Annotated in this window: 9 protein-coding genes; 8 read left to right on the forward strand and 1 reads right to left on the reverse strand. The window is 71.2% G+C overall.

Annotation, left to right across the window (positions count from 1 at the left end):
• Positions 1–30 precede the first annotated feature (30 nt).
• Positions 31–1,962 (forward strand): TIGR03960 family B12-binding radical SAM protein, encoded by a 1,932-nt coding sequence (locus tag OG574_RS30155; RefSeq protein WP_326775774.1) that lies wholly within the window; start codon positions 31–33, stop codon positions 1,960–1,962.
• Positions 1,963–2,026: 64 nt separating this feature from the next.
• Here the strand turns inward: OG574_RS30155 and OG574_RS30160 are convergent, their stop codons facing one another.
• Positions 2,027–5,158 carry a phosphocholine-specific phospholipase C gene (locus tag OG574_RS30160; RefSeq protein ID WP_326775775.1) on the reverse strand — a complete coding sequence of 1,044 codons (3,132 nt, stop codon included), beginning with the start codon at positions 5,156–5,158 and terminating at the stop codon, positions 2,027–2,029.
• A gap of 104 nt (positions 5,159–5,262) precedes the next feature.
• Here OG574_RS30160 and OG574_RS30165 point away from each other — a divergent pair, with 104 nt between their 5' ends.
• From OG574_RS30165 to obgE, 7 genes are all read left to right on the forward strand, one after another.
• Positions 5,263–6,984 carry a hypothetical protein gene (locus OG574_RS30165; protein WP_326775776.1) on the forward strand — a complete coding sequence of 574 codons (1,722 nt, stop codon included), beginning with the start codon at positions 5,263–5,265 and terminating at the stop codon, positions 6,982–6,984.
• Between the two features lie 46 nt (positions 6,985–7,030).
• On the forward strand, positions 7,031–7,837 hold the full coding sequence (locus tag OG574_RS30170) for a TIGR03936 family radical SAM-associated protein (protein ID WP_100594221.1): 807 nt from the start codon (positions 7,031–7,033) through the stop codon (positions 7,835–7,837).
• A 236-nt stretch (positions 7,838–8,073) separates the two neighbouring features.
• Positions 8,074–11,958 (forward strand): Rne/Rng family ribonuclease, encoded by a 3,885-nt coding sequence (locus OG574_RS30175; protein WP_326775777.1) that lies wholly within the window; start codon positions 8,074–8,076, stop codon positions 11,956–11,958.
• Between the two features lie 218 nt (positions 11,959–12,176).
• Complete coding sequence (locus tag OG574_RS30180; protein ID WP_326775778.1) at positions 12,177–13,529, forward strand: phospholipase D-like domain-containing protein; 1,353 nt, start codon at positions 12,177–12,179, stop codon at positions 13,527–13,529.
• 215 nt (positions 13,530–13,744) lie between these two features.
• Positions 13,745–14,065, forward strand: coding sequence for a 50S ribosomal protein L21 (gene rplU / locus OG574_RS30185; protein WP_116513007.1), 321 nt, complete (start codon positions 13,745–13,747; stop codon positions 14,063–14,065).
• Between the two features lie 14 nt (positions 14,066–14,079).
• Positions 14,080–14,334: a 50S ribosomal protein L27 gene (rpmA, locus tag OG574_RS30190; RefSeq protein ID WP_100594223.1), complete on the forward strand. Its 255-nt coding sequence runs from the start codon at positions 14,080–14,082 to the stop codon at positions 14,332–14,334.
• A 192-nt stretch (positions 14,335–14,526) separates the two neighbouring features.
• Positions 14,527–15,963, forward strand: a complete 1,437-nt coding sequence (gene obgE, locus OG574_RS30195) for a GTPase ObgE (protein ID WP_326775779.1) — start codon at positions 14,527–14,529, stop codon at positions 15,961–15,963.
• Positions 15,964–16,113 lie beyond the last annotated feature (150 nt).

The raw sequence follows: 16,113 nt of genomic DNA on the forward strand, positions 1-16,113 counted from the left end.
CATCCTTGTCAGCTCACGAAGGTCCCGGGTATGCCTGCCGAAGCCGCAGAGTCGGTTTTTCCACAGCTCGAAGCTTTGCTCCCGCATGTGCAGAAGCCGATCCAGTACGTGGGCGGTGAGCTCAATTCCACCGTCAAGCCGTGGGAGAGCTCCGACGTCCGCTGGGCGCTGATGTACCCGGACGCCTACGAGGTCGGGCTCCCGAACCAGGGCGTCATGATCCTCTACGAGGTGCTGAACGAGCGCGAGGGCGTCCTCGCCGAGCGCACCTACAGCGTGTGGCCGGACATGGAAGCGCTGATGCGCGAGCACAAGGTGCCGCAGTTCACCGTGGACTCGCACCGGCCGCTCAAGGCGTTCGACGTGTTCGGGCTCTCCTTCTCCACCGAGCTCGGCTACACGAACATGCTCACGGCCCTGGATCTCGCCGGCATCCCGCTGGCGGCCAAGGACCGCACGATCGACGACCCGATCGTCCTCGCGGGCGGCCACGCGGCCTTCAACCCCGAGCCGATCGCCGAGTTCATCGACTGCGCCGTCATCGGTGACGGCGAGCAGGCCGTCCTCGACATGACGGAGATCATCCGCGCCTGGAAGGCCGAGGGGTGCCCCGGCGGCCGCGAGGAGGTGCTGTTCCGCCTCGCGAGGACGGGCGGCGTCTATGTCCCCGGGTTCTACGACGTCGAGTACCTGCCGGACGGCCGCATCGGCCGCGTCGTGCCGAACAGGTCCGGCGTGCCGTGGCGCGTCAGCAAGCACACCGTCATGGACCTCGACGAGTGGCCGTACCCGAAGCAGCCCCTCGTCCCGCTCGCCGAGACCGTCCACGAGCGGATGTCCGTCGAGATCTTCCGCGGCTGCACCCGCGGCTGCCGTTTCTGCCAGGCCGGCATGATCACGCGACCCGTGCGGGAGCGAAGCATCACCGGCATCGGCGACATGGTCGAGAAGGGTCTCAAGGCGACCGGCTTCGAGGAGGTCGGCCTGCTCTCGCTCTCCTCCGCGGACCACTCCGAGATCGGTGACATCGCGAAAGGCCTCGCCGACCGGTACACCGAGGACAAGATCGGCCTGTCGCTGCCGTCGACCCGCGTGGACGCGTTCAATGTCGACCTGGCGAACGAGCTCACGCGCAACGGCCGCCGCTCCGGTCTGACCTTCGCCCCCGAGGGCGGCTCCGAGCGCATGCGCAAGGTCATCAACAAGATGGTCTCGGAAGAGGACCTCATCCGGACCGTCGCGACGGCGTACGGCAACGGCTGGCGCCAGGTGAAGCTGTACTTCATGGTCGGCCTGCCCACCGAGACCGACGAGGACGTCCTGCAGATCGCGGAGATGGCGGCGAACGTCATCGCCAAGGGCCGTGAGGTCGCGGGCAACGACATCCGCTGCACGGTCTCCATCGGCGGCTTCGTACCCAAGCCGCACACGCCGTTCCAGTGGGCCCCGCAGCTGTCGTCCGCCGAGACGGACGCCCGCCTGGAGAAGCTCCGCGACAAGATCCGCGGCGACAAGAAGTACGGCCGTTCCATCGGCTTCCGCTACCACGACGGCAAGCCCGGCATCGTCGAGGGCCTGCTCTCCCGCGGTGACCGCCGCATCGGCTCCGTCATCCGCGCGGTCTACGAGGACGGCGGCCGCTTCGACGGCTGGCGCGAGCACTTCAGCTACGACCGCTGGATGGCCTGCGCGGAGAAGACGCTGCCCGAGTTCGGCGTGGACGTCGACTGGTACACGACGCGTGAGCGCACGTACGAGGAGGTCCTGCCCTGGGACCACCTGGACTCGGGCCTCGACAAGGACTGGCTCTGGGAGGACTGGCAGGACTCGCTCGACGAGACCGAGGTCGAGGACTGCCGCTGGACTCCGTGCTTCGACTGTGGCGTGTGCCCGCAGATGGACACGCACATCCAGGTCGGCCCGACGGGCAAGAAGCTGCTGCCGCTGACCGTGGTCAAGTAGCTTTCGAACAGCGGGAGTTGAGGGGCCGGGACGCCGATGACGGTGTCCCGGCCCCTCACTCATGTCACGCCGTGATCGGCTTGTCGTCCACGCGGACGTGGTCGACCGCCCAGTACCAGTTGTTGCCCGCGTCGTACATGCGGAACTTCAGGGTGACCGACTTCGCGCCCGCCGGCACCGCGAGTTCCTTCGTCACGAAGGTGTTCTCGGCGTCGTGGCCCGCGTTGTCGTTGCCCGTCGCGTCGGCGCTGTAGTAGAGGAGACGCGTCTCCTCGCCCGTGTCGAAGACCGCCGTCACCGCCGCCTTCTGCGGGGCCTCCTGGCGGTAGTGCGAGTCGAAGGCGACGTACAGCTTCGACGTGCCGGACGGGACCGGGACCGCGGGGGATACCAGCGTCGAGTCGAACGTGCCCTTCGTCGACGGCGATCCCGTGTCGTCCCAGTCGTCCGGGTCGGCGACCGCGACGACGCCGAGCGCACGGCCGAAGCTGCCCCGGTCCTGACCCCCGGGTGACCAGGCCCGCTTGGTGTGGAACGTCCAGCCCTGGAGGCGGGCGGTGCCCTGCGGCATACCGGCCGCGTTCACCACGGACCAGCCCTTCGGGGCCTTCGCCGTCCAGCCGACGACGCCCGAGACCGGCTCCAGCGCATCCGCCACCGACTCGAAGTCCTCGCCGAGCAGATGGCCCGCCATGGACGGGGCGGTACGCGCCGAGACCTCGCCGTCGGCCAGGACGAACCGCTCGCCGGACCGGCCCCGCGCCGTCACAAGCAGCCGGTACGCGGCCGTTCCCGACAGCTCCTCCGGGACCTGCACCTCCCACTCGGCGGACGCCGACGCGCCCGCCGCGAGCGAGGCGGGCGGCGCCGAAACCGCCTTCACCGCCCAGCCCTTGGGCACCACCGGGTGCGCCTCGATCGCGGACACGGCGGTCGTCGCGTCGAACCGTGCGCGCACGCGGGCGGCCTTGCCGGGGACCAGGATCGCCTCGTCGATCGTGGTCGACGCCGCCTCCAGGGACACCGTGACGCCGAGCGCGTCGGGCAGCCCCATCGCGGGGTCGGTGACGCCTTCGAGCTTGCCGGGGACCCGGCCCGCGTACCGGCGCAGGAAGCCGGGCTCGTCGCGGACGGTGACGGCCACGTCGTACCAGCCCTCGCGCGGCACGCGGATCCGGACGGTGCGGTGCGCGCCCGCGCCGACGCGGAACTCGCGGGTGCCGCCGCCGTAGGCCAGGTCACCGACGAGGAACGTGCGGGTGGTGCGGGCGTGGTTGGTGAGCTCGACGTCGGCGTCGCGGCCGTCGTCGGCGAGGTCCAGGTGCGCCTCGAACGAGCCCGCCGCGTCGCCGCGCAGCTGCCACAGGGCGCCGTTCGGCCCGTGGACGCGCAGGTCGTAGCCGTTGTCTCCGGGGCTCCACACGTCGGACAGCTTCGACTTGGGGCTCAGCGTGTAGTGCTTCGGCGCGATGCCGGGCTCGGGGTACACCGCGAGGACGGCGCCCTGACGGCCGTGGTTGGCGAGATCCAGGGTGACCTTGCCGCCGCGCACGCGGGGCGTGACCCGCAGGTCGTACGGGGTGGGGCGGGCGGTGCGACTGCCGCGCTGCTGCTCGGGCAGGAGCTGCGGCCTGGGCACGGTGGGCGCGGGCAGCTTGCCGGTGTCGGTGACCTTCTGGCGGTTGCCGCTGGTGTCGGGCAGCGTGGGCCACGACGGGTTCTTGCCGGAGAAGTCGAAGACGTCGGTGAGGTCACCGGTGACCTCGCGGCGCCAGGGGCTGATGTTGGGCTCGTGCACCCCGAAGCGCTTCTCCAGGAACTGGATGACGGACGTGTGGTCACACACCGTCGACGCCACGGCGCCGCCGCGCGTCCACGGCGACACGACGATCATCGGTACGCGCATGCCGAGCCCGAGCGGGAAGGGCCCCGCCGCCTTCGTCTCACCGGCGGGCAGCGTGTCGGACCAGGTCAGCGTCCCGTCGGCACCCTTCACGCGGTACTGGCCCTGCTGGTTGACGGGCCGGTAGAAGGACGAGCTGCCCTTGCTGACCCGCACCACGACCTCGCCGTCGGGCGTCACGGTCGACCGGCCGCGGCCCTCGGCGACCGGCGGCACGGGCGCGACCAGGTGGTCGTAGAAGCCGCCGTGCTCGTCGTAGTTCAGGATGAACGCGGTCTTGGCGAAGACCTCGGGGCTGTCGGCGAGCGCGGACAGCAGACGCGCCGTCAGATCCTCCCCGTGCGGCGGCGCGTAGCTGGCGTGCTCGGACAGCGCGGCCGGCGCGACGAGCCAGGAGACCTGCGGCAGCGCGTCGTTCTTCACGTCCTCCGCGAACGCGGCGACCAGCGCGTCACCCATCGCCCACGGGTCGTTCGTCTGCGCCGGGTTGCCGACCTTCTTCATGCCCTTCTCGTACAGCGCCTCACCGGGCTTGGCGGCACGGAAGGTGTTGAACCAGGCGAGCGCGTTGTCGTCGAAGTTCTCCTGCGCCTGGTACGTCTTCCAGGAGATCCCCGCCGCCTCCAGCCGCTCCGCGTACGTCGTCCACTCGAAGCCGGGCTCCTGGTTGTCGATGACGGCGATGTCGCGCACCGTACCGCCGCTGGTGCCGGTCATCAGGTGCTCGCGGTTGGGGTTGGTGCTGGTCTCGGTCGAGCAGTAGTAGTGGTCGCAGATGGTGAAGACCGAGGCGAGCGCGTTGTAGAAGGGCATGTCGGCGGGCTCGTAGTAGCCCTGGCCGAGCCAGCCGCTGCCGCGCCGGGTGACGTAGCCGTCGGCTATGCCGTCGTTGCGGGCGTTCATCGAGTCGCCGAACCCGAAGGCGGCGGCGCCCTGCTGGTACGCGCTGGTGTGCGCGGCGTTCATCGCGAACGGCGCGAGCCAGCCCTCCGCGCGCGACGGGTCGGGCTGGTGGAACACGGGCTTGCCGTTGATCCCGCGCACGGCGGCGCGGTCACCGAACCCCCGTATCCCCTGCATCGTGCCGAAGTAGTGGTCGAACGACCGGTTCTCCTGCATGAACACCACGACGTGCTGGATGTCCTCCAGCTTGCCGGGCCTGCCCGGCGCGGCGAGCGCGGTGCGCAGGCTCAGCGGCAGCGCGGCCAGCGCACCGGCGGCCGCGGCGCCGCCGATGAGGGTGCGGCGGGAGAGTTCGGGTCTGTCCTCGGGGTGCGGCGAGCTCGTGCTCATCGGTGGTGTCCTCCAACGTCCTTCTGCAAGCGGCCTGTTCGGCCCAGACCCGTTATGAATACGAGATAAAAGTGGCCGGGGCCAGAGGTGTGCGTGAAGTTCCCATGACGCGGATCCGTATGCCGCGCTCCGGCGTCTGTGAAGACATGGACTGGGAGAAGCACCCGACGCCCGCGGAGCACGCGACCGCCGAACGCCCGCCCGAGGGCTGCCTCGTGGCCGCGATCCGCATCCCGGTGCGCATCGTCGTCCTGGTCCTCGTCGTACCGATCCGCCTGGCTTGGGACGCGGTCGCCGCCGGCGGTCGTGTTGTCTGGCGTCGCGGCCTCGTCCCACTGGCCCGCGCGTTGTTCGTGGTCCCGTGGGTGTGGCTGTGGCGACGCGTACTAGCCCCGGTGGCACGGAGTGTGGGCGCCGCGCTGACGTGGCTCGGCAGGGCGTTGTTCGTGTGGCCGTGGGTGGCGTTGTGGGGGTACGTGCTGGCTCCGGTCGGCCGGGCGGTCGCTGTCGCGTTGAGGTGGCTCGGCAGGGCGTTGTTCGTGTGGCCGTGGGTGGCGTTGTGGGGGTACGTGCTGGCTCCGGTCGGCCGGGTGGTCGCCGTTGCGTTGAGGTGGCTCGGCGGGGCGTTGTTCGTGTGGCCGTGGGTGGCGTTGTGGGGGTACGTGCTGGCTCCGGTCGGCCGGGTGGTCGCCGTTGCGTTGAGGTGGCTCGGCGGGGCGCTGTTCGTGTGGCCGTGGATTGCCTTGTGGCGCTATGTCCTCGCGCCGGTCGGGCGCGGGGTGCGGGCCGTCGCCCTGTGGGTGTGGTGGAAGGGGGTCGTCGCCTCGGTCGCCTGGTGGTTCCGGTGCGTGATGACGCCGGCCGGGCACGGGATCGCGTGGCTGGGGCGGGGTTTTTGGGCGGGCCTCGCTTTCGTGGGCCGGGGGATCGGACGCCTCGCCTCTGTCGTCCGGTCCGGGGTTGCCGGGGTGGGGCGCGGGATCGCCTGGCTGGCGCGGGGCCTCGCGGCGGCGGGCCGCGCCCTGGGGGCAGGAGTCGCCGCCCTGCTGCGCGCCCTCGTCGTCGTCCCCGCGGTGTGGTTCTACGCACACGCCCTGGCCCCATTCGGGCGCGGCACGGCGACCGCCGTCATCTGGCTCTCCAAGGCCCTCTTCGTATGGCCCTGGGTCTGGCTCCACGCCCACGCGCTCGCACCCGTAGGACGCGCAACTGCTCTTGTGCTCAAGCTGGTTGGGACCAGTCTCGCTCTCGCCGGCCGAGCGCTCGGCGCGGGACTCACATGGCTTGGCCGGGGCGTGTGGTCCGGGCTCGCGTGGCTCGGGCGCGGGATCTGGGCCGTCGTCGTCACCCTCGTACGGTGGATCTTCGTCGTGCCCGCCGTCGCTCTCCGGCGCTGGGTTCTCGTACCCGTCGGGCGAGCCGTCGTCGTCCTCGTACGGGAGATCTGTGACGCGCTCGGGCACGCGTGGCGTGTCGCCGGACACGTCTCCCGGGCCGTCGGCCGGCTCCTCGGCCGGCTCCTGCGGTGGATCTTCGTCGACCCGGTGCGCTGGGCGTACCGCACTGTGTGCACCCCGCTGGGACACCTCGTACGGGACTCCGTATGGCGGCCCGCGGCCCGGGCGGTCAAGGACGCGGGAGCCGCCGCGCGCCAGGCCCTCGCGGCGGCGCGGGAGAGCGTGCGCCAGGCCAGGGCCGACGTCCGCAGGGCGCTCTTCGGAGCGAAACGGGCGGAGCCTCAAGCGCTGGTCAAGGACCGGCGGGAACCTGGTGCGTCTCAGGCACGTACTCTAGGTAGCAGTACGACCGCACTCACGAAGGACTAGAACACTGGGCAAGCGACAGCCCGAAGGCCCGCCGCCCGCACCCGCGGTGCAGCGCATCCGACTGCGCTACACCAAGCGCGGCCGCCTCCGGTTCACCAGCCACCGTGACTTCCAGCGCGCCTTCGAGCGTGCGCTGCGCCGCGCCGAGGTGCCCATGGCGTACTCGGCGGGGTTCACGCCGCACCCGAAGGTGTCGTACGCCAATGCCGCACCCACCGGCACGGGCAGCGAGGCCGAGTATCTGGAGATCGCGCTCACCGAAGCGCGCGATCCGGAAAAGCTGCGCGAGCTTCTCGACGAGTCGCTCCCCACCGGGCTCGACATCATCGAGGCCGTCGAGTCCCGCACCTCGGGCCTTGCCGACCGGCTCACCGCATCCGTCTGGGAGCTGCGGCTCGACGGCGTCGAGGCCGCTGAGGCCAAGGCCGCCGCGGACGCGTTCGTCGCGGCGGAGGCCGTCGAGGTCCAGCGAAGGACCAAGAACGGGATGCGGACGTTCGACGCCCGCGCCGCCGTCGTGAGCCTCGAGGCCGTCGAGGCCCCGCAGGCGCACGAAGACCGGGCTGATAGGCCGACCGACAAGGCCTGTGCGATACTGCGCCTGGTTGTTCGGCACGTGACGCCTGCCGTTCGACCCGACGACGTCCTGTCCGGTCTCCGAGCTGTGGCCGACCTGGCGCCGCCGGTCCCCGCAGCGGTGACCAGGCTGGCGCAGGGGCTTTTCGATGAAGAGACCGGCACGGTGACCGACCCGCTCGCGCCCGACCGCGAGGCAGTCGAGGCCGCACCTCCCGCAAGCGGGGGGAGCGCCGCAGCTGCCGCCGCGACGGCGCCGGTGCCAGGTTCCGCGTAAGGACGGTCGTCAAGCGCCGCCCTCGTACTCGGGAGCCACCTGGGTCGGGCAGCGCACGAACCCAAGGACTTTCGCCAGGCCGTACGCACACATGGCGTACGGAACCGGCGAGAACAGACAGAGAGCTCCCGTGCGGCGCCCGCGCCCCGGACGGCGGCACCGCGCATGAACGCGCGAGCCGCGGACGTCACCGGACCAGGCGCGGCGCCCGGGAGCCTGACGGGAGATCCACCCGCATGCTTGAGCCGACCGAACCCACCGAGACGTCGTCGTCCGGGGGAACCGACAACAACAGCCCCAGCGACACCCTGCCGCCGCGCCGCCGGCGCCGTGCGGCCTCGCGCCCCGCGGGCCCGCCCACGGGTGCCGCCGCTGACACCACCCAGGCCGTGACGGCCGCCGCCGAGCCCGTCGCCGAAGAGACCGAGGCAAGCGCGGCCGCCGAGGCCCCCGCGCAGGACGCCGCACCCGCCGGGCGCCCGCGTCGGCGCGCCACCCGCCGCGCCTCCGCGCCCTCCGGCGCACCCAAGACTTCCGACGCAGCCGAGAGCGCCGAGGCCGAGCCCGCTGCCGCCGCCGCGCCTGCCGTCGCCGCAGAAGAGACCGCCCCCGAGCCGGAGGCCGCGCCCGCCGGGCGCACCCGTCGCCGCGCCACGCGCCGCGTCTCCGCCCCCGCCGGTACCCCCGAGCAGGCCGAGGCTCCCGCCGTGACCGAGCCCGCCGCCGAGCCCGCCGTGGCCGCGGAAGAGACCCCCGCCGAGCCGGCGGCCGCCCCCGCCGGGCGCGGCCGCCGCCGCGCCACTCGCCGCTCCACCGCCCCCGCCGGGGCGCCCGAGCAGGCCGAGCCCGTGGCCGCCGCCGAGCCCGCCGCGGCCGAGGCTCCCAAGGCGGAGACCCCCGCCAAGGCCGAGGCCCCCAAGACAGAGGCCCCCGCCGCGGCCGAGGAGGACGCCGAAGGTGGGCGCCGCCCCCGTCGCCGCGCCACCCGCAAGGCCGCGGTCGGTTTCTCCGAGCCCGCGCAGCGCTCCGCCAGGAAGGCCGCCACGCGCGCCGCCGCCGAGCCCGCCGCCGACGAGACCAAGGGCACGAAGGGTTCGCGCCGTCCCGCGCGGCCGTCCGTCGCCGTCTTCCAGGCGCCGGTCTTCGCCGAGCCGATGTTCCAGACCCCGGAGCGCGCTGCCGCCGCGGCGGCAGCCGCCGAGGCCGCGGTGGAGGAGGAGCCGGTCGAGGCCGAGGCTCCCGTCGAGACCGTGACCGTGGCCGACGTGGTCGCTGAGGAGACGCCGCGCCGTCGCCGTCGCCGTGGCCGCGCCGCTGAGGAGCAGCCCGCCGCCCAGGCCGCCGAGCCGCAGCGGCCCGCCGCCGTCGAGGAGCGCGCCGAGGCCGAGGCTGAGGCCGAGGACGCCGAGGGCGCCGACGAGGGTGACCAGGACCACGAGGACCACGACGAGCAGGGCGACCGCCCCACGCGCCGCCGGCGCCGTGGTGGCCGCCGCCGCCGTCGCGGTGACTCCACGGACGCCGAGTCCGACGAGCAGCACGACGAAGAGGCCGAGCCCACCGACGAGGGCGCCGAGCCCACCGACGAGGGCGATGAGGCCGACGAGGCCGACGAGCGCGAGGAGTCCGGCCCGTCCGGCTCCAGCAGCAGCCGTCGCCGCCGTCGCCGTCGCCGTCGCGCGGGTGACTCCTCCACCGACAGCGAGCCGGGCGACAGCGACCCCGAGCGCACGGTCGTGAAGGTCCGCGAGCCCCGCAAGCAGGAGGAGCGCGGCACCGGCGCCGACGAGGTGCAGTCCATCAAGGGCTCGACGCGTCTCGAGGCGAAGAAGCAGCGCCGCCGCGAGGGCCGTGAGCAGGGCCGCCGTCGTGTGCCGATCATCACCGAGGCCGAGTTCCTGGCCCGCCGCGAGGCCGTCGAGCGTGTGATGGTCGTCCGCCAGCACGGCGAGCGCACCCAGATCGGCGTGCTCGAGGACGACATCCTCGTCGAGCACTACGTCAACAAGGAGCAGTCGACCTCGTACGTCGGCAACGTGTACCTGGGCAAGGTCCAGAACGTGCTGCCGTCCATGGAGGCCGCCTTCATCGACATCGGCAAGGGCCGCAACGCGGTGCTGTACGCCGGTGAGGTCAACTTCGAGGCGCTCGGCATGGCCAACGGGCCGCGCCGCATCGAGACCGCCCTCAAGTCCGGCCAGTCCGTCCTCGTACAGGTCACGAAGGACCCGATCGGCCACAAGGGCGCCCGCCTGACCAGCCAGGTCTCGCTGCCCGGCCGCTACCTGGTCTACGTCCCCGAGGGGTCGATGACCGGCATCAGCCGCAAGCTGCCCGACACCGAGCGCGCGCGTCTGAAGACCATCCTCAAGAAGATCGTCCCCGAGGACGCGGGCGTTATCGTGCGCACCGCCGCCGAGGGTGCGAGCGAGGAGGAGCTGAGCCGCGACGTCGAGCGTCTGCAGGCCCAGTGGGAAGAGATCCAGAAGAAGTCGAAGCAGATCTCGACGAGCTCGCCGAGCCTGCTGTACGGCGAGCCGGACATGACCGTCCGCGTCGTGCGCGACATCTTCAACGAGGACTTCTCCAAGGTCATCGTCAGCGGTGACGAGGCGTGGGAGACCGTCCACGGCTACGTCAACCACGTGGCGCCCGACCTGTCCGACCGCCTCTCGAAGTGGACCTCCGAGGTCGACGTCTTCGCGACGTACCGGATCGACGAGCAGCTCGCCAAGGCGCTCGACCGCAAGGTCTGGCTGCCCAGCGGCGGCTCGCTGGTGATCGACAAGACCGAGGCGATGATCGTCGTCGACGTCAACACCGGCAAGTTCACCGGCCAGGGCGGCAACCTCGAAGAGACCGTGACGAGGAACAACCTCGAAGCGGCCGAGGAGATCGTGCGCCAGCTGCGCCTGCGCGACCTCGGCGGCATCGTCGTCATCGACTTCATCGACATGGTCCTGGAGTCCAACAGGGATCTGGTCCTGCGCCGGCTCCTCGAGTGCCTGGGCCGTGACCGGACCAAGCACCAGGTGGCCGAGGTCACCTCGCTGGGCCTGGTCCAGATGACCCGTAAGCGCGTGGGCCAGGGCCTCCTGGAGTCCTTCTCCGAGACCTGCGTCCACTGCAACGGCCGTGGCGTCATCGTCCACATGGAGCAGCCCACGTCCGCCGGTGGCGGCGGCGGCAAGCGCAAGAAGCGCGGCCGTGGCGGCAACGGCGCGGAGCACACGCACGAGCACGACCACGAGCAGGCGGCGCTCGAGACGGAGGTGGAGACCGAGGAAGAGGTCGCCGCCGAGGTCGCGGCGCCGGTGGCCCTGGCCGAGCCCGAGTTCGTGCCCGACGAGGAGCTGTACAGCAGCCCCGCCGAGGCGGAGGCCGCGGCCCGTGGTGGCCGTTCGCGCCGTCGTGCGACCCGCAGGGCGTCGGCTCCGGCCGGCGCGCCCAAGGGCGAGGCCGCCCCGAAGGAGACCGCCAAGGCGGAGGCTCCCAAGGTGGAGGCCCCGCAGTTCGAGGCCGAGCCCGTCGTGGCCGAGCCGGTCGTGGCGGAGCCCGCCGCGGTCGAGGACGCCGCTCCCAAGGGCCGTACGCGCCGTCGGGCGACCCGTAAGGCGACGGCCCCGGCCGGTTCGCCGAACGCCGCCGCCGAGGCCGAGGTGACCGTCACGGCGCCCGCCAAGCCCGAGCCGGAGCCCGCCGTGGCCGAGGAGAAGGCCGAGCCCAAGGCCGCTGAGGCCGAGGCGCCCGCCGAGAGCGCGGCTCCGGCCCGCCCGCGTCGCCGCGCCGTCCGCAAGGCCACCGCGCCGACCGCGTCCGAGGAGACGGCCCTGATGGTCGTCCCGTCGGCCACGGAGGCGCAGGCCGAGCCGGAGCAGGCCGAGTCCGAGGCCGCCGAAGAGGCGCCCGCCGCCAAGAAGGCGGCCCGTAAGACGGCCAAGAAGGCGACGGCGAAGAAGGCCGCCACCAAGAAGACCGCGGCCAAGAAGACGGCCGCGAAGAAGACGACGGCCAAGAAGGCGGCGACCAAGACCGCCGCCAAGAAGGCGACCGCCAAGAAGACCGTGGCGGCCGAGCAGCAGGCTCAGCCGTCCGTCTCCGCCGCGGCCGACGAGGCCTGAGCAACGCGGTAGATCCGGATCCGACGCCCCCGTTCCGCACGTGCGGAACGGGGGCGTCGGCCTGTCACGGATCACGTCACACCACTGAGCCGCACCCTGCCTCTTGGAGGCCGGCCAACTACCTGTAAAACTCATGGAGTCGCACGAGTGAACAAGAACGATCACGCGACCGCGCGTTGGGGAGAACACGCGGCCCGTGAAACAGGGGAGGGGTAGCAATGGCGCACGCGCGCCTGAGAGGCACGGGCCGTCACCGTGCCGTGAAGCCGGTCAAGGGCGGCAGACAGGCCGTGGCAATCGCCACGGTTCTCTCGGCGGCCGGGATCCAGGCCACCGCGTCCGTGGGGACCGCCGCCGCGGACACCCCCACGTGGACCGAGGGGCCGATCTTCAACGACCCGCACGGCACCACGGACCAGCAGTACGCGATCCGCACCAGGCTGATCCAGCTGACGAACGCGGCGCTGCCCGGTTCGGTGATCAAGGTCGCGGTCTACCACGTGTGGGAGCAGTCGGTCGTCGACGCGCTCGTCGCGGCCAAGAACCGCGGCGTCAACGTGCAGATACTGCTCGACGAGTCCAGCGTCAGCGACCGCCCCACCAACACGTCGTACGCCTCGCTGAAGGCCGCCCTGGGCACCAGCAGGACGAGCCCGTCCTTCGTGACGCTCTGCCCGGCGCACAAGTCCTGCCTGGGCGACCCCAAGTACGGCCAGTCGATCATGCACAACAAGTTCTGGCTGTTCTCCGCGGTCGAGGGCGCCACGAACGTCGTCGTGCAGACCACGTCGAACTCGACGCCGTCGGCGCACACGAAGTTCTACAACGACGCGCTGATGCTGCCGAACAACGGCGTGATGTACGAGGCGTACTCGGACTACTTCACGGACATGACCGGCAAGAGCTGGTCGACGTGGGACTACCGCACCGTCAGCAGCGGCCTGTACAAGGCGTACTTCTTCCCGCGGGCCGGCACGGTCAACGAGTCCGACACGATGTACTCGGTCCTCAACAACGTCGCGTGCTCCTACAAGGACCCGGTGACCGGCGCCGCGAAGAAGACCGTCATCCGGGCCGCGATCTTCAAGGTCACCCGCAAGCAGATCGCCGACAAGCTGGTCTCGCTGAAGAAGCAGGGCTGCTCCGTCAGCCTCATGTACGCGGAGACCGACAGCGCCAAGAGCCTGGGCGGCCCCAAGGGGACGTGGGAGGGTCTGCACGCCACGGGCGGGCCCTCGCTGCGCTGCCTCAACGACGACCGGGACCCGCTGAACCCCGGCAAGAAGCTCACGACGCCGTACATCATCCACTCGAAGTACCTGCTGGTGGACGGCATGTACGACGGCAAGCGGAACAAGATCACCTTCACCGGGTCGCAGAACTACACGGGCCCCGCGCTGCGCGAGAACGACGAGGCGATCGTCAAGGTCGACGACGACTCCGTGCACGACGCCTACCGCGACCACTTCAACCGCGTGTGGAACGTCGCCTGGCCCGGCACGGCCGACGCCACGGACCTGTGCAAGGGCGTGAAGCCGCTGCCGCAGGACGGTGAGAAGCCGCCCGCGTAGCCCGCGCGCACGCGGCGGAAGGGGGCTGGTTTGACCCTTTCGGCGGGTGACCCGTAACCTTGACCGTCGGCGTCTGTTGAGCGCCGCACCCCTGAGCACCTCACCTCCCGGTCCGCCGGGGGAGGCCGCTCGTCCAATCCGGAACATCATGAGCCCTCGGGCACGTGTGAGCGGCTGGCTTCAGGGGTTTCGTTCCGAGCGAAAGAGAGATCCGCGTGTACGCCATCGTGCGCAGCGGTGGTCGCCAGCACAAGGTTGCTGTCGACGACATCGTTGAGGTTGACAAGATTTCCACTGCCAAGGTTGGCGACACCGTAGAGCTCTCTACGCTGCTCGTTGTCGACGGCGACGCTGTGACCAGCGACCCGTGGGTGCTGGCCGGCATCAAGGTGCAGGCCGAGGTCGTTGACCACCACAAGGGTGCCAAGATCGACATCCTTCGGTACAAGAACAAGACCGGCTACCGCCGTCGTCAGGGTCACCGTCAGCAGTACACGGCGATCAAGATCACCGGCATCCCCGCGGCTGCGAAGTAAGGGACTGAGACAAGATGGCACACAAGAAGGGCGCATCGTCCACTCGGAACGGGCGCGATTCCAATGCTCAGCGGCTCGGTGTGAAGCGCTTCGGCGGTCAGACCGTCAACGCCGGTGAGATCCTGGTCCGCCAGCGCGGCACCCACTTCCACCCCGGCACGGGCGTCGGTCGCGGTGGCGACGACACCCTGTTCGCGCTGAACGCCGGTGCGGTGGAGTTCGGTACGCACCGCGGCCGCAAGGTCGTGAACATCGTTCCGGTCGCCTGAAACCCCTAGTTCCTAGGACTCAGGCTCCGTAGAGCGTTTTCGCGAGGGCGGACCTTGCTTGCCCGGCCAGAAGCTTCGGCTTCCGGATCGGGAAGCAGGTCCGCCCTTCGTGTGTTTCCAATAAACGCAGAGCAAAGACATTTCGCACTCCTCCGGCCTTTCGCCGGGGGAACCCCCAGGAGGCACTGAACCATGACCACCTTCGTGGACCGCGTCGAACTGCATGTCGCCGCGGGTAGCGGAGGCCACGGCTGTGCCTCCGTTCACCGTGAGAAGTTCAAGCCGCTCGGCGGCCCGGACGGCGGCAACGGCGGCCGTGGCGGTGACGTCATCCTGGTCGTCGACCAGTCGGTGACGACGCTCCTCGACTACCACCACTCCCCCCACCGCAAGGCCACGAACGGCAAGCCCGGCGAGGGCGGCAACCGCTCCGGCAAGGACGGCCAGGACCTCGTCCTGCCCGTGCCGGACGGCACCGTCATCCTCGACAAGGCGGGCAACGTGCTGGCCGACCTCGTCGGCCAGGGCACGACGTACGTCGCCGCCCAGGGTGGCCGCGGCGGCCTCGGCAACGCGGCGCTGGCCTCGGCCCGCCGCAAGGCGCCCGGCTTCGCGCTCCTCGGTGTGGCCGGCGACCTCCAGGACATCGTCCTCGAGCTCAAGACGGTCGCGGACATCGCGCTCGTCGGCTACCCGAGTGCCGGAAAGTCGTCCCTCATCTCGGTCCTGTCGGCCGCGAAGCCGAAGATCGCCGACTACCCGTTCACGACGCTCGTCCCGAACCTCGGTGTGGTGACGGCCGGCTCGACCGTCTACACCATCGCCGACGTGCCGGGCCTCATCCCGGGCGCCAGCCAGGGCAAGGGCCTCGGCCTGGAGTTCCTGCGCCATGTCGAGCGCTGCTCGGTCCTGGTCCACGTACTCGACACGGCCACCCTCGAGTCGGACCGTGACCCGGTCTCCGACCTCGACATCATCGAGGCGGAGCTCAAGCAGTACGGCGGCCTCGACAACCGTCCGCGCCTCGTCGTCCTCAACAAGGTCGACGTGCCGGACGGCCAGGACCTCGCGGACCTGGTCCGCCCCGACCTGGAGGCCCGCGGCTACCGGGTCTACGAGGTGTCGGCCGTGGCCCACAAGGGCCTCAAGGAGCTGTCCTTCGCCCTCGCCGAGATGGTCGCCTCGGCGCGTGCCGCCAAGCCCAAGGAGGAGGCGACCCGCATTGTCATCCGTCCGAAGGCGGTCGACGACTCGGGCTTCACGGTCGCGCAGGAGGAGGACGGCCTCTTCCGTGTGCGCGGCGAGAAGCCGGAGCGCTGGGTGCGCCAGACCGACTTCAACAACGACGAGGCCGTCGGCTACCTCGCCGACCGCCTCAACCGCCTCGGCGTCGAGGATTCCCTGATGAAGGCCGGCGCGGTCGCGGGCGACGGCGTGGCCATCGGCCCCGAGGACAACGCGGTCGTCTTCGACTGGGAGCCCACGGTCATGGCAGGCGCCGAGATGCTCGGCCGCCGAGGCGAGGACCACCGCATGGAGGAGCCCCGCCCCGCTGCCCAGCGTCGCCGCGACAAGCAGGCGGAGCGGGACGACGCGGAGCAGGAGTACGACGAGTTCAAGCCGTTCTAGGCCGTCGGGTGGTGCTCGGGCCGACGGACGGAGTCCGGCGCGGCTGCCCCGAAGCCTGGGCGGCCGCTTGCGGCCGGGCGGTGTGAGGGCTGCCGTGGGGAGCTTCAGCCCACCGTATGGAACAGCTGAGCATGGGGAAGGCCCCCGGGA

The organism is Streptomyces sp. NBC_01445, assembly GCF_035918235.1.
In the GTDB taxonomy this organism is placed as follows: domain Bacteria; phylum Actinomycetota; class Actinomycetes; order Streptomycetales; family Streptomycetaceae; genus Streptomyces.